The 16,965-nt window shown below is 67.5% G+C and carries 15 protein-coding genes and 4 pseudogenes; 10 read left to right on the forward strand and 9 right to left on the reverse strand.

Annotation, left to right across the window (positions count from 1 at the left end; genetic code table 11):
• Positions 1 to 47 precede the first annotated feature (47 nt).
• Together M2283_RS49735 and M2283_RS49740 are read left to right on the forward strand one after the other, a co-directional pair.
• On the forward strand, positions 48 to 260 hold the full coding sequence (locus M2283_RS49735; protein WP_280883251.1) for a hypothetical protein: 213 nt from the start codon (positions 48 to 50) through the stop codon (positions 258 to 260).
• 92 nt (positions 261 to 352) lie between these two features.
• Complete coding sequence (locus M2283_RS49740) at positions 353 to 700, forward strand: hypothetical protein (RefSeq protein ID WP_280883252.1); 348 nt, start codon at positions 353 to 355, stop codon at positions 698 to 700.
• A 45-nt stretch (positions 701 to 745) separates the two neighbouring features.
• Here M2283_RS49740 and M2283_RS49745 read toward each other — a convergent pair whose 3' ends face one another.
• The gene (locus M2283_RS49745; RefSeq protein ID WP_280883253.1) at positions 746 to 1,846 is read right to left on the reverse strand and encodes a hypothetical protein; all 1,101 of its coding nucleotides are present in this window, start codon (positions 1,844 to 1,846) and stop codon (positions 746 to 748) included.
• 285 nt (positions 1,847 to 2,131) lie between these two features.
• Between M2283_RS49745 and M2283_RS49750 the strand changes: the two genes are divergently transcribed.
• Positions 2,132 to 2,584 (forward strand): hypothetical protein, encoded by a 453-nt coding sequence (locus M2283_RS49750; RefSeq protein WP_280883254.1) that lies wholly within the window; start codon positions 2,132 to 2,134, stop codon positions 2,582 to 2,584.
• A 35-nt stretch (positions 2,585 to 2,619) separates the two neighbouring features.
• Here the strand turns inward: M2283_RS49750 and M2283_RS49755 are convergent, their stop codons facing one another.
• Entirely contained in the window at positions 2,620 to 3,198 is a 579-nt protein-coding gene (locus M2283_RS49755; protein ID WP_280883255.1) for a hypothetical protein, read from the reverse strand.
• Between the two features lie 630 nt (positions 3,199 to 3,828).
• Between M2283_RS49755 and M2283_RS49760 the strand changes: the two genes are divergently transcribed.
• Positions 3,829 to 4,068, forward strand: coding sequence for a hypothetical protein (locus M2283_RS49760; RefSeq protein ID WP_280883256.1), 240 nt, complete (start codon positions 3,829 to 3,831; stop codon positions 4,066 to 4,068).
• A 503-nt stretch (positions 4,069 to 4,571) separates the two neighbouring features.
• On the opposite strand, the gene M2283_RS49765 is transcribed toward M2283_RS49760, so the two are convergent.
• From M2283_RS49765 to M2283_RS49795, 6 genes and pseudogenes are all read right to left on the reverse strand, one after another.
• Entirely contained in the window at positions 4,572 to 4,766 is a 195-nt protein-coding gene (locus M2283_RS49765) for a hypothetical protein (RefSeq protein WP_280883257.1), read from the reverse strand.
• Between the two features lie 928 nt (positions 4,767 to 5,694).
• A complete protein-coding gene (locus M2283_RS49770; RefSeq protein ID WP_280883258.1) occupies positions 5,695 to 6,171 on the reverse strand; it encodes a DUF4277 domain-containing protein in 477 nt (158 codons plus the stop codon).
• Between the two features lie 135 nt (positions 6,172 to 6,306).
• A complete protein-coding gene (locus tag M2283_RS49775) occupies positions 6,307 to 6,867 on the reverse strand; it encodes a hypothetical protein (RefSeq protein ID WP_280883259.1) in 561 nt (186 codons plus the stop codon).
• A 327-nt stretch (positions 6,868 to 7,194) separates the two neighbouring features.
• Positions 7,195 to 8,738, reverse strand: a pseudogene (locus tag M2283_RS49785) (IS110 family transposase).
• A gap of 70 nt (positions 8,739 to 8,808) precedes the next feature.
• Positions 8,809 to 9,999: a sensor histidine kinase gene (locus tag M2283_RS49790; protein WP_280883260.1), complete on the reverse strand. Its 1,191-nt coding sequence runs from the start codon at positions 9,997 to 9,999 to the stop codon at positions 8,809 to 8,811.
• On the reverse strand, positions 9,990 to 10,652 hold the full coding sequence (locus M2283_RS49795; protein WP_280883261.1) for a response regulator transcription factor: 663 nt from the start codon (positions 10,650 to 10,652) through the stop codon (positions 9,990 to 9,992). Before M2283_RS49795 ends, M2283_RS49790 begins: the two co-directional genes overlap by 10 nt.
• 201 nt (positions 10,653 to 10,853) lie before the next feature.
• On the opposite strand from M2283_RS49795, the gene M2283_RS49800 reads away from it, so the two are divergent.
• The 3 genes from M2283_RS49800 to M2283_RS49810 all read left to right on the forward strand — a co-directional run bounded on the left by M2283_RS49800 (position 10,854) and on the right by M2283_RS49810 (position 14,286).
• Positions 10,854 to 12,128 (forward strand): ABC transporter permease, encoded by a 1,275-nt coding sequence (locus M2283_RS49800; protein ID WP_280883262.1) that lies wholly within the window; start codon positions 10,854 to 10,856, stop codon positions 12,126 to 12,128.
• 64 nt (positions 12,129 to 12,192) lie between these two features.
• Positions 12,193 to 13,581 carry an ABC transporter permease gene (locus M2283_RS49805; RefSeq protein WP_280883263.1) on the forward strand — a complete coding sequence of 463 codons (1,389 nt, stop codon included), beginning with the start codon at positions 12,193 to 12,195 and terminating at the stop codon, positions 13,579 to 13,581.
• Between the two features lie 6 nt (positions 13,582 to 13,587).
• Positions 13,588 to 14,286, forward strand: a complete 699-nt coding sequence (locus M2283_RS49810) for an ABC transporter ATP-binding protein (protein WP_280883264.1) — start codon at positions 13,588 to 13,590, stop codon at positions 14,284 to 14,286.
• A 267-nt stretch (positions 14,287 to 14,553) separates the two neighbouring features.
• Here M2283_RS49810 and M2283_RS49815 read toward each other — a convergent pair.
• Positions 14,554 to 14,845, reverse strand: a pseudogene (locus M2283_RS49815) (transposase family protein); the annotation flags it as partial.
• 341 nt (positions 14,846 to 15,186) lie between these two features.
• Here M2283_RS49815 and M2283_RS49820 point away from each other — a divergent pair.
• From M2283_RS49820 to M2283_RS49830, 3 genes and pseudogenes are all read left to right on the forward strand, one after another.
• Complete coding sequence (locus M2283_RS49820; RefSeq protein ID WP_280883267.1) at positions 15,187 to 16,311, forward strand: serine hydrolase domain-containing protein; 1,125 nt, start codon at positions 15,187 to 15,189, stop codon at positions 16,309 to 16,311.
• A 147-nt stretch (positions 16,312 to 16,458) separates the two neighbouring features.
• Positions 16,459 to 16,518 (forward strand): annotated as a pseudogene (locus tag M2283_RS49825) (hypothetical protein); the annotation flags it as partial.
• 354 nt (positions 16,519 to 16,872) lie between these two features.
• Positions 16,873 to 16,965 (forward strand): annotated as a pseudogene (locus M2283_RS49830) (ATP-binding protein); the annotation flags it as partial.

Genomic DNA, 16,965 nt, shown 5'->3' on the forward strand with positions numbered 1-16,965 from the left:
CGTCCAGCCGCTTTGTTCCGTCGATTCCGGACTCACGGAGGACCCACATGCCTGCCACGATGCTGCTCGACGACATCCAGGACGCCCACGGCAGCGACCTGGACATCGATCTCAAGGTTGCCGACCTCGACGTGACCGGCGGCAAGACGTCGCCGCGGGCAGCCCAGACCGAGGGCAGCTGCTGGGCCACGGCCGAGTGCTGCAGCCTGGGTGGCTCCGTCAGCACCCTCAGTGCGGCCGCCATGTGCCTGCTCTGCTGAGGCGCACGGGGCTGTCTCGGTGCGGGGCAGCTCAACGAGACGTGACCGGGGCGGGACACACTCACTGCGCAAACAAGTTCGGCGTCGAAGGGGTGGTCGCGAAGCTCGGCAGCTCCACCTACCGGGCCGACCGGTCCAGCTCGTGGCGGAAGATCCGGCACGCGGAGACGGTGGACGTCGACGTCGACGGATACACGGGACCAGCCGGGCACCCCCACACACTCGCCGTGCGGATGCCCGACGGGCGAGCAGTCCTCTCGCAGCGCCTCGGGGCGCATCTCGCGGCGCAGGCCGCGGCATGGGTGAGCGCGTCGCCGGCGTCCGTGCAGAAGCGGACGGATGCCGGTGACGCCTACTCCCCAGTCACCTCCGGGTTGGTCGCTGAGGTCCTGGCGGGGACCACGCGGCACGGGGTGGTGACGATCAAGAGGTTCCGCTGAACCGCGCGGCGACGGGCTCGGAACGACGCGGTCTGACGGGCGCTGTCAGTGCCTGGCGGACTGGATCGCCTCCTGCAGGTTGCTCACGGCCCTTTCGGCGTGCGCGCGGACGCTGTCCCAGGCGGCGGTGAAGTCGCGGACCGGGAAGCGCAGCCCAAGCGCATGGTGGGCAGCGGCGAGTTCCGGCTGCGGCTTGGGGTGGATGGCGGAGTTGCGGATGACACGGATCTGGTCCAAGAGCTGCACGGCCTGGTGGACCGTGTCTCGGTCGATCATGGGCAGCTTGTCGGAGAGATGTTCCTCCAGGCGCAGTAGGCCCGAGCCCGGACCGCGGCCGGGCACCTTGAAGTCGCGCAGGATGTCGGTCAGAACGACCAGCCCGGAGTTGTAGGCGGCTTCGTCGTCGACGTCCAGAACGAGGAGGCTGGAGCGGTCCATGGGCGGTGGGACGACCAGCACTCCGCCGACAACCAGCTCGTAGGTGACGTTGAGGAAGTTCAGCGCGCGCAACAGGGCGCGCGGCTCAGTGAAGGACAGCGCCTCCGGCGGCTCGGGCGGCGACAGATGGGCGACGACACCGGCGAGGTAGCCGTCGAGGGTGTCGAAGTCCGCGGCCGGCAGCGCGCCGAGCCGGCCGGTAAGAGTGCCCCTGTTGAAGTGCATGCCGGGCCACTCGCGGTCGGCGATCTGCGACATGCGGTTCAAGAGAGGACCGGCGCCGTCGATCTCTTTCAGGACGTCGCCGAGGTTCACGGTGACGTTGGGATGGTCGAAGGGGCTGTCGAGGATCTTGTCCTGCTCCAAGGTCATCCGGCGCATGTACGCCAGCAGTCCGTGGGCCAGGTCACGGGCCATCTCGTCGTGCTGAAGGTGGTAGAGCCCGGCCATGGTCACGAGCACCGGCCCATCGGACTGCGGGGTGTGGCCGTGCCCCCACCACCCGACCGCCCGGTAGCCGGTCGTGACCTGGTCGTGGCCGATCACGGGGAAGCTGTAGAGAACCTCTGTGGCGTCGTGGCCGTGCTTGCGCATGCGGTGGGCGACATGCGAAAAGTGGGGGAAGCGCTGGTGTTCGACGAACGTCGTCCATGCGATGTCGAGGAGGAGCTGTTGTTCCTCGGTGAGCGGGTCTGTCAGGGCGGTCATGGCCTCTATCTCCAGGTGGGCAACAGGCCAGGATAGACAGGTGGTCCTGCTGGAGGCACGCGCGTTTGAAGTCTCCGGCACCGGCCTTGCTCGGCACGCTGGTACGCCCGCCTGCCCATCCCGACGTTGAAACTGTTCAAGGTCGATCGGTCGACCAGCCCCTAGGTCTCCGCACCGGACGTAAGCCTTCCGCAGTAGGCACGATGCGGCCCTTGCCCGTGACGTGCCCCCGGTCACCGTGACCTCGCGACGCGAGCAGATTGGAGCGATGTGCAGCCGCACGTCATGAAGGCCATACACACCTGGCGGATGTCCTGGGATGACCAGCAGTCAGCCGCGCAAGGGGCGTTCACCGCGGCGTTCCCCGCCCTGACACCCGCCGAGAAATGCCAGTGCTTCGGCCCCACCCTGCGCTGGGAGAAGCCCGGGGAGGGCAAGGGGAAGGTGTGCCTCGATGACCACGGGCGCGCCACCCTCGAGTTCGAGCGCGTCCCCAAGGCCGCCGTTGGACGCGCCATGAAGGAGACGTGGGGATCTGGCTGGTTCGACGAGGGCCCCGGCGAGTTCGCCGAGGCCGAGCCCGGCAGCTACCACTACGCGGACGAGCAGTCGTACTCCGAGTCCGAGTTCGATGTCCACAACGATGGGACCGTCACATTCGGAATCTCTTACGTGAAGATCGACGACATCGTGACGGTCCTCGACGAACTCGAGCAGGCTTTCGCCGTGCACCGTTGACCCGGGCGTGAGGTGACGTGGTGTGGCCGGCCACGTCACTGAGATGGGCCTCCGTTCAGGAATTTTCGGGCCGCTGGCAGGAGCTCACTGCGTGCGGCTTGGAAATCCTGCTTGGCTCGGTCAGCCGCATCCCGAGCCAATAGCCTGTCCTCGTGCGGGAAGGCATGCCAGTAAATATTGAGCAACGGAACCGAGTTGGAGCCTGATGTCAGCCTTTTTCCTGCGAGCCGCGTAGCGTTGTCCCAGATGCGGTCAGCGATCCTCGCGAGGCTGTCCGGGCCTTCCAGGCGCACCATATCCGCGGCGTGCTCGATGGAGTCCAGCACCTCACCCAGATCGCGCACCCCGCTGAGGAAGGTTTCCGGCAACCGAGTGCCCGAGCCACTTTCCGGGGCGCCCCGCAGTGCCGCCTCAGTCGACTCGTAGATACCGATGAACGGGCGTGTTACACGGAACAGGTCTGCGTAGGCCTGGCTTTGCGCTGTACGTCGGGCAGCGTCGACAGCCCCGTGATAGGTGCCGGCGCGCTGTGCACGCCCGGCCAACCAGCCTGCTACGGCAGTGCCCAGGACTGCAGGGGTGCCGATCAACGCGGCTATGACTTCAGACTCCATGAGTGCGGAGTTTGGCAGCCCGCGACACCAGTCGGGCCGTCTTTACGTAGGCGGCCATACCTTCGAATACTGCGCTGCCCCACACCCGAAACTTCGTGGCCTCCGGCCCGGACATGCCGGCGCCATCCGTCCCCGACCGGTTCGTCCACTTGGACCATTCCCGTTACCCGTTGGTCCTGTCGTACCTGCATGCACCGCCAACGCCCTACGGGCTGACACATCCGGCGGGTCCGGGCAGTAGCTCCTCTTGAGCATGGACGCCCCGGCGACGCAGCGCTCAAGCCCTCCGACCGCAGCGCCTGCGCACTGGGGTGGCACTGCACCAGTCGTCCCTGTGAAGTGACGGGCACCGAAAACATCGCTCGCGCTTTCTGGGCGGCGACGTACCACGTCGAGGTCGGGACAGGACGCTAACGGGCTCGGCTCGGCATGGTCCTGCTCTCGCCTCGGACGCGATCATCTGGATCGCGCTCCTCGCGATCCAGCGCCCGGGCAGACCAGGAGACCAGCGCTGTGAAGGCACGACGGCGAACCGGGCCCACTGATGTGGTGAAGGCGATCGTCCGCGACCGCGACGGCGGCGCATGCGTACGCTGCGGAACACGTAACCACCTGACGATCCACCACCGCGTGAACCGCGGGATGGGTGGCGCACGGGAGGCGTGGATCAACCAGGCCCACAATCTGCTTCTCGTGTGCACCGTCTGCAACGGCTGGTTCGAGGACAACCCAAGGGAGTCGTACGAGCGCGGGTGGAAGGTTCGCCGACCGCAGCTCCCAACCGACGTGTTGGTGATGTACGCCGACGGCCGCGAGTACCGACTCACACCGGACGGCATTCGCTCCACGACCGCGGCGGCCGCCCGATGAGGCACGGCAAGGACGCTCGCCGGCACCGCCGCGGCCGCGCGTCCACCGGGTCGGGGTCGGGATGGATCGCCACCCTCTTCGAGGGTGCCCTTGAGGGGCTCCTCGACTTCTTGTTCTCGTGGGGGCGATGATGAGGCGGTGCGGCCAGCGCCCCGCTTACACGCTGCAGCGCCGTATCCGCGCATCGCGATACCTGTGCCCTGGAGCCGTTTTGGCCGTGGTCCGCTCGGATCCCGCAGGGTCCGGTCCTCGGCTTCGGGCGGAACGCGACGCCTGGCACCCGGAGTAACTCAGCCCCAGGACAGACGTACGTGCACGATGGGAGCGGCTACATCATCGTCCTGCCAGGCGTCGCGTTCGCCGCACTCCGGTGCTGCCCTGTCTCGATCAATCGACCCGCCTTCTCAGCGCGAACCTAGCCGTCTGGGCCTTTGTGTCAGCGAACCCAATTCCGAAGCTGAGCATCGGGAAGGATCTAGACCCGGACTTCGCGGGTCGCCGTTTCAGGTTTGTGGCCAGCGGGTTTGTCCGATGTCGGTGTCGAGGAGGTCGAGGAGGTGGAGTTGGACGCCGCGGGTGATCTGGACGGTGGGCGGGTCGGTGATGTGGCCGATCCGCAGAGTGAGTTCGCCGAGGTGGTAGAAGATCATGCGGCCGGTGGGGCGGACGCGGCGGCTGTCGGGGTAGAGCCCGCGCATGGTCTGCTCGGGGCCCAGAGCCCGTCTGACCTGGCGTTCGATGAGGCAGAAGACGAGCAGGGCCAGGCAGATGACCTGGATGAGGGCGGCGACGCGGCGGTTGTACTGGACGAAGACCGGTGCGACTGCGAGTGGTCCCTTGAAGTCGTGGTAGCGGCGTTCGACCGTGCCCTGGCCCTTGTAGTGGATCAGGACCTGGCCCGGATCGGCCTGTTCGGGGGGGCAGGGTGGTCAGCAGTGCGTACCAGCCGTCGACGGCGGCCTCCGCCGCCAGGATCTCCTGGTCGAAGTGCCAGGTCAGGGATGGTGTCCCGGCGTTGTCCTCGACGACGGTGAAGCGCAGGCAAGAGGCGACACGGCGCTTCGCGGTGATCACACCGACGCGGGCGAGGACCTTCTCGGCGCTCTTGTAATGCCGGCCGCCGGCCACCGAAGCGGGCTTGTTCAGGTCCTCGGCGGCTTTGGTCAGGCGCTTGTCCCGGGCGGCCTGCTGGCCTGCGGCGTTCGCGGTGGAATGGACCAGGATCCGCCGCACGGTGAGTTCGGGATCACTCTTCCTGGGCCCCTTCAGGGTGTGGGTATCCTCCAGCACCCGGTACCTCTCGCGCCGCTCGGCCGGCTGTGCCGCATCCCGGTCCGGCACCCAGTTGACGACCGTGGCGAGGGCGGCGTCGAGGGCGGCATAGACCCCGTCCTTGACCTGCGCGGCCGGGACCGGGGCGACGAACTGCACCCCGGCTGCCAGCAGCGCGGTGACGTTGGCGTAGGACACCAGCCTGGAGTCGGCGACCATCAGGAAGCCGCGGGTGCCGGCCATCGTGCGCAGGTCCTTCATCGCGCCGACGGCCTGGGAAACCTCAGCCGCCGGCCCGTCGAAGACCCTGGCGTGGAGAGGAATGCCGCCATCAGCCGTCACCGCGAGTCCGGCCTAGACCTGCTTCAGGTCCACCCGCCGGTCCTTGGGATGCCCGTAGCCGATGACGGGGAAGTCCTCGTCCTGCCCCTCGGCAGGGTAGGCACCGTGGACGGACATGCTGGTCATGTCCCGGTGCAGCCGGGACACATCGATGCCGAACTCGGCGATCTCCCGCGCCCCGACCGTGCCCGCGACGTGCTCCAGATGCGGGGCGATCGCATCCAGCGCCCGGGCGAGGCGGTCGTCGTTGAGCAGGCCGGGCTCGATCCCGAAGACCTCCTCCACCGCCCAGCACCTGGCCCAGTCCTCCACCCGCACCAGCGGCGCGGGCGAGGTCAGCCGATCGGCCACCAGCGCCTCGATGACCTGCCCGTGCGTCACATGCGCACTCGCGCCACCGGGGCACACCGCATCGACGATCCCAGCCAGATCCAGCCGACGAGTGAACTCGGAAACGACAGGCAGAGCGCCCAGACGCTTCTCCACCACGGACGTCACCGCTACTTCAAAACGCTGACGCTCAGACCGTGGCCGCGGGGACCGGGAAGACTTCGACACACCCCACCCAACGCCACACCCCGGACCGGTCACACCATACGAATCAACGACCCGCGAAGTCCGGGTCTAGACGTGCTTGGCTGCCTCATCAAGCACGTCCCTGGCCAAGCCGAGAAACGCCGTTCGCTCCGCCATGAATCCCATGCCAGCCTCGTGCACGGTGTCGCTCCCCTCACCAGAGCTGTCCGCCGCGGCTGCTTCCGCGTACTCCCGAACGTCTTGGACCAGAGAGGACAACTGGTTGACGAGGCTCTGGGCCGCCTCCGCAACGGTCTCGGGGCCTTCCAGGACCACCACGAGTCCCGCGTTCTCGGCGTCCTTGAACTTCATCCTGATCGCGGCGACCCGCATCTCGTCGAGTGGGACCGGAGAACGTCGGGCCCGCAGCTCGCGGAAGAAGGCTTGGTTGTCTCGGTCAGCGGCGCCCAGCGCTTCGAGGAAGGAGAGATAGGCAGATTGTCGGCGTTCACGACGCCATCGCTGATGCTCGACCCGCAGCTCATTCAGCTGGACGCGGTCTTGTGATCGTTCTCTGCGTAGTTCCGTACGGGCTGCAATGAAGGCCGTGAGTGCTACGCCCATGATGGTGCCCAGCACGCCCACGGCTGATACGAAGATGGCGGTCATACCGGCAATGTCTTCCCTGAACTGGTGCGCGGGTACGCCGACACGGGGCGCAGGGCACAAGGTGCACGGGTCTGCTCCGGGCCCGCGGCTTGCCGTCTGTCTCATCGAACTGAGCCCACGCGTCTCACTCACTTCAGTCCAAGCTGGTCAGCGCTATGCGAACGTCTGACTTCGTTGAGACGGGACAAGTGCAGGTCAACGACGTGCTGGCGGGGCGTCTGTCCCGTCTCTGCCGATCTGGTCCTTGTCTCATCCGAAAATGGAGGGACCGGTAGGCGCGCGTCATCAGCCCGTGGGCGAAGTGCCGGCGGGTGGACTGGGTCTGTGTCACGGGGCGGATGCGAGGGTGACGGTGAAGCCGAGGGCTTCGAGCTGGCGGATGTGGTTGCGCTTGCGGCGGTCGGGGTCGATGCGGGTGTCGTAGTAGTCGGAGCCCAGGTCGTGGAAGCGGGTGTCCGGGGTCGAGAGCAGGTGCCAGATGACCACCAGGAGCGAGCGGCCGACGGCGACCAGGGCCTTCTTCTTGCCGCGGCGGCGGCCGATGCGGCGGTAGCGCTCGCCGAGGAAGGTGTCGGTCTTTCCGGCGGCGGTGGCGCAGTTGCCCAGCACGCGGGCCAGGTAGGAGTTGCCGTGGCCGGTGGTGCCCCGGCCCTTCTTCTTGCCCGCGGATTCCTTGACGCCGGGGGCGAACTTCGCCCAGGAGGCGAGTTGGCGGCGGTGGGGAACCGCGTCATGTCCAGGCCGATCTCGGCGATGATGACGTGGGCGGCGATCGGGCTGATGCCGGGGATCTCGCTGAGCCGGGCGATCGCGTCGGCGTAGGGGGCGACCTCGGCGCCGATCCGGGCGTCGATCGCGGCGATGTCGGTGTTGATGGTGTCGATGCGGCCGAGCATCTTGGTGAGCAGGAACGCGTGGTGGTCGGTGAAGTGACCGGTGAACGCCTCCTCCAGCTCGGCGAGTTTGGCGCGCAGGCGGCGGGCGTACTGGGCCAGCACTTTGGGGTCGCGCTCGCCGGCGATCAGCGCGGCGAGCATGTCCCGCCCGGAGGGGCCGAAGATGTCGGTGGCGACCGCGGTGACTTTGATCTGGGCGTCCTCCAGAAGCTTCTCCACGCGTTGCTTCTCGCCGGTGCGTGCGGTCACCAGGTCGGTGCGGTAGCGGGTCAGGTCCCGCAGCGCGCGGATCTCGCGCGGCGGGACGAAGCTGGGGCGGATCATCTGCCGTTCAGCGATCTTGGCCAGCCAGACCGCGTCGAGCCTGTCGGTCTTGGGCCGGCTCGGCAGGTGCTTGACGTCCCGCGCGTTGACCAGCCACACCTCGAAGCCGGCCGCCTCCAGGAGGTAGAAGGCGGGCCGCCAGTAGTCGGACGTGGCCTCCATGACCACCCGGGTCACCCCCAGGCAGCGCAGGTGGTCACACATGCCCAGCAGGGAGCGGGTCATGGCCGAGTAGGTCACGACCTCCTGCATGCGCCGCCCCGGGGCCCCTTCACGGGGCACCCGGGTGCAGCACACGACCTCGGCCTTGCCGATGTCCAGCGCGGCAACCCGTTCGATGATCTCCTCGGTGTCCTGCGTCTCTTCCAGCACCACGGCCCTCCCTCGGCTCCCGGGCGGCTGCCACCTGTGGGAGCCAAAGGGCTGGTGGAGGAATCTCATCCGCGTGCTCGAAGCGACACTGAAGGCGCCCGGTGACTGGCTCCCCGCGCCCGGCTCAGTTACGACCTCGAAGGTCACAGACGAAACGGCGTCAACAGGCAGCAACCACACCCATTTTCCGCCCGGAACGGGCGTCGCCGCAGGGGATCCGATGGGTTCAGTCCGACGGACAAGGGCTGCGAGCGGTTCCATGGAGGCCCTCTGGCCCATCTGCCGCTCGGGCGGATGGACCAGACGGCGGCCTTGGGCAGGCGGGCGGGGACCAGTTCCGCCACGGCTCTCAGGGGAAGCGCAGGGTGAGGGCGAGTCCACTCTCGGCGCCGGGTCGCGCCGTCAGCGTGGCGTGGTGGGCCTCGGCAATGGAAGCGGCGATGGACAGCCCCAGGCCGTGGCCGGTAGTGGCGGTGCGGTCCACGTCGAGGCGGCGGAAGGGCTCGAACAGGTCGGGGATCCGTTCGACGGGCACGTGGGGGCCTGTGTTGGTCACCGTCACGGTGGGGGCGTCGAGTCGTACGCTGACACAGCCGCCGGGGTGGTTGTACTGGATGGCGTTGCGAATCAGGTTCGTCAGCAGGTGCCGCAGCAGGACGGGGTCGCCGACAACGACCAAGGGCGTGTCGGCGCTGAGGTCGATGCGCACGCCGTTCTCCAATGCCTGCGGGGCGAGTTCGGCGGTGACGAGCCGGGCGGTTTCCGCAAGATCCACGCTCTCGGTCTCGTCCGGTCCTCGGTCGCTGCGAGCGAGCAACAGAAGCGCATTGATGAGCTGTTCGGCTTCGCGATTGGTGGTGAGCAGGTCCTCGCGAACGCCGACGAGGCTCTCGGAGAGGGGGTCGGCGAGGCCGACCTGGAGGGTGGTGCGCTGGGCGGCGAGGGGCGTTTTGAGTTCGTGGGAGGCGTTGGCGACGAAGCGTCGCTGGCTTTCGAAGGCTTTCTCCAGCCGGTCGAGCATGGTGTCGAAGGTGTCGGCGAGTCGGTGGAGCTCGTCGTCGGGACCGGTGAGTGCCAAGCGCTGGTGCAGGTTCTGTTCACTGATGCGGCGGGCTGCTGCGGTCATGGATGCGACGGGACGCAGTGCCCGTCCAGCGAGCCACCAGCCGAGCTGTCCGGCCAGCAACGCCATGACCAGGAGGCACACGGCGGACCAGAGCACCATCTGGCGCAGCGCGGTGTCCTGTACGGCCTGCACGGTCTGGTCGATCTTCTGGATCATCGCGCCATCGCTCGGGCCCGAAGAGCGGCGATCCGGCCTGGAGGGGTGACTAGGCCCGAAGGGCGTGGTGGGGCCGCTCGGCGCCTGGCCGTACGTGATCGACAGACCTTGGACTTGCTGTTCCGTTCCGTAGCGCGCGAGCAGTACCACGAAGGCGAGCAGGGCGGTGCCGGCGAGCAGGAAGAGCAAGGAAATGGCGGCGGCCAGCCGGGCGCGGAAGGGCAGCCCGCCCAGCAGCGCACGTGGGCTCAGTCGCACAGCCGGTATCCCTCTTCCTTGTCGGCAGCGATCAGGCCGGGGTCACCGAGTTTGACGCGCAGTCGGCTGACGGTGGCGCGGACCGCGCTGGTGCGCCGGTCGAGGTACTCGTCCCAGACGGTGCGGATCAGCTCGTCGTGCGACACTGGCGCGCCGCCGGCCACAAGCAGCAGGTGCAAGACCGCGAACTCTTTCGGGGTCAGCTCCAGCGGGCGGCCGTCCACGGACACTTCATGCCGCGCCTCCTCCAGGGAGATACTGCCAAAGCGCAGCACAGTGGGAGGCGGCTTCGGCGCGCGGCGGCTCAAAGCACGTACGCGGGCGACGAGTTCGGCGAAGTCGAAGGGCTTGGCGAGGTAGTCGTCCGCGCCGAGCGCGGTGAGACCGTAGATCCTGTCGGTGAGTTCGCCGGCCGCGGTCAGCATCAGGATCCGTGGCGGGTCCTGGAGTTCCCGCAGCCTCCTGCACACCTCGTCGCCGGTCATGACTGGCAGATCACGGTCGAGGATCAGCACGTCGTAGGCGGTAAGCAGGCACATCCGCTCGGCCGCGTCGCCGGTGCCGGCGATATCGACAGCCATTGCCTGGCGGCGCAGACCGGTGGCGATGGTGCGAGCGAGAACACGATGGTCCTCGGCTACCAGAATTCTCATGTCGCCATGAAACCAAGGTCATGATTGCAGCCGGATAAGGACGCGGAGCGGTGTGCCCCGAGCAGGCCGAAGCTGTACCGGACCGGCCGGTGAAGACGGCGGGTTCGAAGCGGGCGCCCTCGACAGGGACCGGGGCCGGCCCCTTATGCCGCTGTAACACGCTTATCTTGCTGCACACGGCAAACTGCTTCTGTCCTCGGCATGAACTTCGTCAAGCGTGCCGGGATGAGCCTTGGTGCCAGAAAGTCCAGGACCGCCGCCTTGCTGGCGATCTTCGTCGTCATCTGCACCCTGCTCCTCGGCGGCTTCCTGCTGCAGGCCGCCGCCGCCCGTCAGGAAGCCGACGCGCAACGCACCATCGGCGTAAACGTCACGGTCAGGAAGAAGGGCCTCACCCCGGACCTGGCCGACCGGCTCGGCGCCTCGGATCTGGTGCACCGCTACAACCCCGAGCTTCCGGTGCGGGCCAGCGCGCGCGGCTTCACGCCGCTGACATCGAATACGCCGAAGCCCGGCAGCACCGGAGCCAAGGAGAAAGAACAGGATCCTCTGGCTGTGAACGGCGTCCGCGACTCAGGCATGCTGCTGCCCTTCTCGTACGGCTCGACGAAGATCACGGCGGGCCGCGGCATCACCCCCGAGGACGCGGGCCACAGCGTCGCGGTGATCGAGCAGCGCCTGGCCGACGAGAACAACCTCAAGACGGGCGACACCGTCCAGGTGCGGTCTGCGGACGGCAAGCGCACGATGCCGCTGACGATCGTCGGCGTCTTCCAGGACCCGACGCAGGATCCGACAAGGTGGACGCCGCCGCACGAACTGCCTGGCAACGCGCTGTATGTACCGGTGGGCACCGCGCGGCAGCTCGCCACCGGCACCGCGACGGTCAGCGAGACGGTACTCAAGATCGGATCGCCGGACCAAGCCGAGCAGCTGCACGCCGAGATCGAACGGCTCCTCGGCGCGGGCAGCTTCGACTTCCGCGTCAACGACAAGGCGTACAGGGACCAGGTCCGCCCGATTCAGCAGGTCGGCACGTTCGCGGGACTGATCGTCTGGGTGATCGCCCTGGCCGGTGCGCTGATCCTCGGCCTCATCGTGACGCTGCAGATCCGCGAGCGGCGCGCTGAGCTCGGGGTGCTGCTCGCGATGGGCGAGAGGAAGTGGAAACTCATCGGCCAGCACGCCGTAGAGGTGGCGGCCGTGGCCCTGCCCGCCGTCGCACTCGCCACGCTGGCCGGCTCGATCGCCGGACAGCCCGCGGGTGACACGCTCCTGGGCCGCCGGGACGACAAGCCGGCCTCGGCGGCCCGTGCACTGGATGCCGGGATCGCTCCACCCTCGGTGCGGGTCGAGCCGGCCACCGTCGGCAAGGTCACCGCCATCGGGCTCGGGATCTCCCTGGTCTCCACCGTCATCCCGGGCATCGGGGTCCTGCGCCTGCACCCCCGCTCCATCCTCACCGACACCGAATAGCCCCTCACCGACACCGAAGAACCCCTGCCCGGCACAGACCGCGAGTGCCAGAGAGGCGACTTTCATGAACTTTGTCAAACGCGCAGGGCTCAGCCTGTGGGCCCGCAAGGGGCGCACCCTGATCACCCTCGCCACCTTCCTCGTCATTTCCGCGATGGTGCTGGCCGGCGTCCTGATCAACGACGCGACGGCGCAGGCCGAGCAGGACGCCAAGCGTTCCGTGGGCGCCGAGGTCAACCTCGATATGGATACGAACTCGATGGGAGCCGGCGGTGGCGGCGGTATGCAGGTCCCGCGCATCGACGCGGCGACCGTCGACAAGCTCGGCGCGCTGCCCCAGGTGCAGAAGTACACCTACTCGATGTGGGACCGAGCCTTCCTCAAGGGCAAGTACAAGCTGGTCGACGGCGGGCCGAAGATCGAGCCCATGGGCCCCGGCGGCACCGCGGCCACCGGAGTGCTCGACTCCTCGCTGCTGCCCGACTTCCGCAATGGCAAGTTCACCCTCCTGTCCGGCAAGCACCTCACAGCCGCCGACAAGAACAAGAAGCAACTCCTGATCGAAGAGCGGCTGGCCAAGAAGAACGGCCTCAAGGTCGGCGACAAGATCACCCTGACCAGCAACGACGAAAAGAAAACGGCCGACTTCACCGTAGCCGGCATCTACCGCGACCCGCGCCCCAGCACCGAACCCGAACCCGAGAACTTCCTCAGCCCGGCCAACTTGCTGTACGGAACCGTGGGCAGCATCTCCGCACTCGAGTCCAATGGTGAGGGATCTCTGCAGGTCGGCAAGGCGACCTTTCTCCTCCAAGACGCCGATGCGCAGGGCGCGTTCAAGGACGAGGCGAAGCGGATCGCCGGCTCAGCGCTCAATGGCTTCAAACTGGACGCGAACGACAAGGCCATCCAGCAGATGACGGGCCCGCTCAAAAGCATCCGCTCCACCGCCACCGTCGCCATGTGGCTCATGGGCCTCACCGGCGCGGCGGTCCTGGCCCTCCTGATCAACCTCGCCGTCAAACAACGTCGCAAGGAGTACGGCGTCCTGCTGGCCATGGGCGAAAAGAAGAACAAGCTCATCGCCCAACAGGCCCTGGAGATCGGCCTCGTGGCAGTCGTGGCCATCGGCCTGAGCTCCCTGTTCGCCCCCACCTTGACGCAGAGCGCCGGCCAGGCGTTGCTCGGCAAGGAGGCCACCGCCGCCGAACGGAAGATCGACTCCTGGCAGCCCCCGCCCCCCGGCAGCACCGGCATCGATCAGGGCATCGACCCGAACGACAAGCCCATCGAGAACGCCGACCCCATCGACAAGATCACGGTGGCGCTCGACCCGGCGGACCTCACCACCGTCGGCGGCGTAGGCCTCGGTATCGGCCTGCTCGCCACCGCCATCCCAGCCAGCGCCGTGCTGCGCCTCAGCCCCCGCACCATCCTCACGAAGGGCAAATGACCCGCCATGACCAGCGCCACCCCGCCCGTCCTGCGCCTCGCCGACGTCAGCCACACATACTCCGGCCAGCGCCGCAAGACCACGGTCCTCAAGAGCATCGACTACTCCTTCGAACGCGGCACGTTCTACACCATCCTGGGCCCCTCGGGCAGTGGCAAAACCACCCTGCTCAGCCTCGCCAGCGGCCTGGACACCCCCACCAAGGGCACGATCAGCTTCGACGGCCAGGACCTCACCAAGCTCGGCTTCGGCCGCTACCGCAACAAGCACGCCGCCACGATCTTCCAGCAGTACAACCTCCTCACCTACATGACCGCTCTCCAGAACGTCATCTGCGCTATGGAGATCACCGGCGCCAAACCCGCGACCGGAAGCCGTAAGGCCCACGCCTCGCACCTGCTGGAACAGATCGGCCTCGACAAGACGATGACCACCCGTAGCGTGATGCAGCTATCCGGCGGCCAGCAGCAGCGCGTCGCCATCGCCCGGGCTCTCGCCTGCGACGTCGACATCCTCTTCGCCGACGAACCCACCGGAAATCTCGACGAGGACACCGCCCAGGGCATTATCGATACCTTCCGTGAACTCGCTCACGAGCAGGGCAAGTGCGTGGTCGTCGTCACCCACTCCCAGCAACTGGCCGCCCAGTCCGACCGCATCCTCAACCTGCGCAAGGGCAAACTCACGGAACAGGTAAACACCTGATGAAGACACATACGCTGCTGCTGGCACCGCCCGCTCCGGTCTTTGTCCTCTCCTGACCGCCCGCACCAGCGGCACCGCAGGAACAGCCCTCCGGCACTGATGCCCAATTGGCAGCCGAGTCGTCGTGGGGCACCAGGCGGGCAATCACTGAAAGCCACCAGTGGCAGAGCGTTTTGAACCACACCCGCCACCCCTGGGCGGGTCAACCATACGAAGGGCTCGCCACAACCCGTAGAACAACGCAGGGAGCCTTTTCCAACCTGGCGTGGACGTCGCCAGATGCAGGGCAAGGACGACCCTTGACCAGGTCGGTGATGCGGGTGGTGCTGCAGCGGAGCTTGCGCAGCAGGCGCCAGGACTTCAGAGTGGCCATCGCCTGCTCGCCGACCGCCCGCGCGGATCCTGGCGTGGAGACGTCGACGACTTGCTGGCCTGCGGAGATATTCTCCCAGCGGGCGCGGTAAGGGACGCGCACGGTGCCGCCGGCACCCTGGTATCCCTTATCGGCCCAGCAGCGCACGACGGCCTCGGCCAGGGCGTCGATGATGCCGTGGGTGCGGTATCCGATATTCATCTTTTTCACCCCGCCTTCGGCTATCCTCCGAAGGATTCCCAAGGCTGTGCAAGGCCAGCCGGAGCTGGCTTCACCTCAGGGCCGGGCGACAACTCGCCTGGCGGAGTCCCGTGTTCCCCTCCCCGTCTCCGATCGTGTCCGACGGTCTTCCCGGATTCTCGAAGGAGTATGAATTGCGTGTGAATGTGTATTTTCGACGACGCCCGCAACTGACGGGGTTTCGCGCAGCAGCAACAGTTGCGGTGTCCGCGGCCCTCGTCGTGCCCCTCGCCGCGACCCCGTCGAGTGCAAACACGGTCGGCGCGAGTGCGGCAGTCCGCCCCCGGATGCTCTCGACGGTCCGACAGGACGGCACTGCGGAGACACGCGCTCACCTGCGGGAGTTAGCGCGGAAGTTGGTGAAGGAAGGAGTGCCTGGGGTGACCGTGCGGGTGGGCGACGGTCACGGCAGGCCCATCGAGATCTCCGAGCAGGCCGCCTGGACGAAGAAGGACCATCGGCTCACGGCTGACGACGAGGTGCGAGAAGCGTCCAACACCAAGACGGTGATGGCCACCCTCGTGCTGCAACTGGTCGCTGAGCACAGACTCGCCCTCACCGACCCGGTCGACAAATGGCTCCCCGGCCAGGTACTCAACGGCAAGGCGATCACCCTGCTCATGCTGCTCAACCACACTAGTGGGTTGTTCGACTACACCGAGGACCCCGCCCTCGCACCGGCCCTCACTGGCCGGGATTCCCACGTATGGACGTCGACGGAAATCCTGAGCCTGGTGAGCAGACACCCGGCACTGTTCGAGCCCGGCACCGAGTGGTCGTACAGCAACACCAACTACATCGCGATCGGGGCCGTCCTGGAGAAGGCCACCGGTATGAACCTCGCGGCGCTGGTGCGGAACCGGATCGCCGGACCCCTGGGGCTCCGGCACACTTTCTACGCCACCAGCTCCGCCTGGCACGATCGGCACGCCCACGGCTACGAACCGGACGCCGCCCACATGCCACCGGACGTCCCCGAGGAGTTCAGGAACTACGCCGGACCGCAGCACGACGACCACGTGGACGTCACCGGCGACTACGTCACAGCCAACGGAGCGGATGCCGCGATCGTGTCCACCGCCGACGACTGGTCCCGTTTCTACGGCGCGCTGATGTCGGGCCGCCTGCTGCCCGCCGCCCAGCTGGCAGAGATGCGCACCACCGTGCCGGAGGACGGGCCAGGGGACCCGGACGAGCTCGGCTACGGGTTGGGCATCGAGACGGCGAAGACCGACTGTGGCACGGTCTGGGACCACGTCGGCGTCGTCCCGGGCTATGCAACCTACAACGTCACCGACTCCACCGGCCATCGCACGGCCGCCTTCTTCTTCGCCACGTCCACTCTCAACAAGCAGGCGCACCAGACCGGCGCGGCCCTGATGGACGCGGTCAACTGCGCCATCTTCGACTGACCAGCGTGTTTCCGTGGGAGCTGGCTCCGGATCACGATGCGAAACGCTGAACTGAGCGGTTGACTTGGGTGATTGGGCCTGAGGCCGTGACAACCGCACCTGCGCCCTCCGGGTCGTTGGCCCCGCGACGACGACCTCCACCTGGAAATCCGCCTCAGCGGCGCCGACCTCAACCCCTACCTCGCGCTCGCCGCAGTCCTCGCAGCAGCCCAATACGGCCTCGACCACAAACTCGATCCACCCCCGCCGTGTATCGGCAACGCCGGCGCACCACCCGTACCAGACCTCCCTCCAAGAGGCGCTCGCCGCGCTCCCGGACTGCCCTCTCCCGGCATCGGACCTGCTCACCCAGGAAATCGTCGCCCACTACACAAACTCCGCCCGCCACGAACTCGACCTCCACCGCACGACCGTGACCGACCTCCACCTACGCAGAGGACTCACCACGGCCTGAGCGCACCACTCCCCCTGCCCCCGCGCGGCGGTCGAGCTCACTGCCGCGCACGGGGGCTTTCCTCGGTGCTGCCCACCCAGCAGGCCGCAGCCGCCAGGACGGTCCCCCAGAACTCCCTGATCACCCTGGAGTGGATCGGCCGCTCCGAGAACCTGGTGATCGCCGGCCCGTCGGGCACAGGGAAAAGTCATTTCACCGAG

The sequence above is a fragment of the Streptomyces pseudovenezuelae genome (assembly GCF_029892565.1).
GTDB lineage: Bacteria > Actinomycetota > Actinomycetes > Streptomycetales > Streptomycetaceae > Streptomyces > Streptomyces pseudovenezuelae_A.

What these genes read in the sequence shown, in the direction of transcription:
- M2283_RS49795 (WP_280883261.1), bottom strand. Translation starts at nt 10,652, where the DNA reads ATGAGAATTCTGGTAGCCGAGGACCATCGTGTTCTCGCTCGCACCATC.
- M2283_RS49810 (WP_280883264.1), top strand. Translation starts at nt 13,588, where the DNA reads ATGACCAGCGCCACCCCGCCCGTCCTGCGCCTCGCCGACGTCAGCCAC.
- M2283_RS49805 (WP_280883263.1), top strand. Translation starts at nt 12,193, where the DNA reads ATGAACTTTGTCAAACGCGCAGGGCTCAGCCTGTGGGCCCGCAAGGGG.
- M2283_RS49750 (WP_280883254.1), top strand. Translation starts at nt 2,132, where the DNA reads ATGAAGGCCATACACACCTGGCGGATGTCCTGGGATGACCAGCAGTCA.
- M2283_RS49745 (WP_280883253.1), bottom strand. Translation starts at nt 1,846, where the DNA reads ATGACCGCCCTGACAGACCCGCTCACCGAGGAACAACAGCTCCTCCTC.
- M2283_RS49820 (WP_280883267.1), top strand. Translation starts at nt 15,187, where the DNA reads ATGCTCTCGACGGTCCGACAGGACGGCACTGCGGAGACACGCGCTCAC.
- M2283_RS49755 (WP_280883255.1), bottom strand. Translation starts at nt 3,198, where the DNA reads ATGGAGTCTGAAGTCATAGCCGCGTTGATCGGCACCCCTGCAGTCCTG.
- M2283_RS49765 (WP_280883257.1), bottom strand. Translation starts at nt 4,766, where the DNA reads ATGCGCGGGCTCTACCCCGACAGCCGCCGCGTCCGCCCCACCGGCCGC.
- M2283_RS49735 (WP_280883251.1), top strand. Translation starts at nt 48, where the DNA reads ATGCCTGCCACGATGCTGCTCGACGACATCCAGGACGCCCACGGCAGC.
- M2283_RS49800 (WP_280883262.1), top strand. Translation starts at nt 10,854, where the DNA reads ATGAACTTCGTCAAGCGTGCCGGGATGAGCCTTGGTGCCAGAAAGTCC.
- M2283_RS49775 (WP_280883259.1), bottom strand. Translation starts at nt 6,867, where the DNA reads ATGACCGCCATCTTCGTATCAGCCGTGGGCGTGCTGGGCACCATCATG.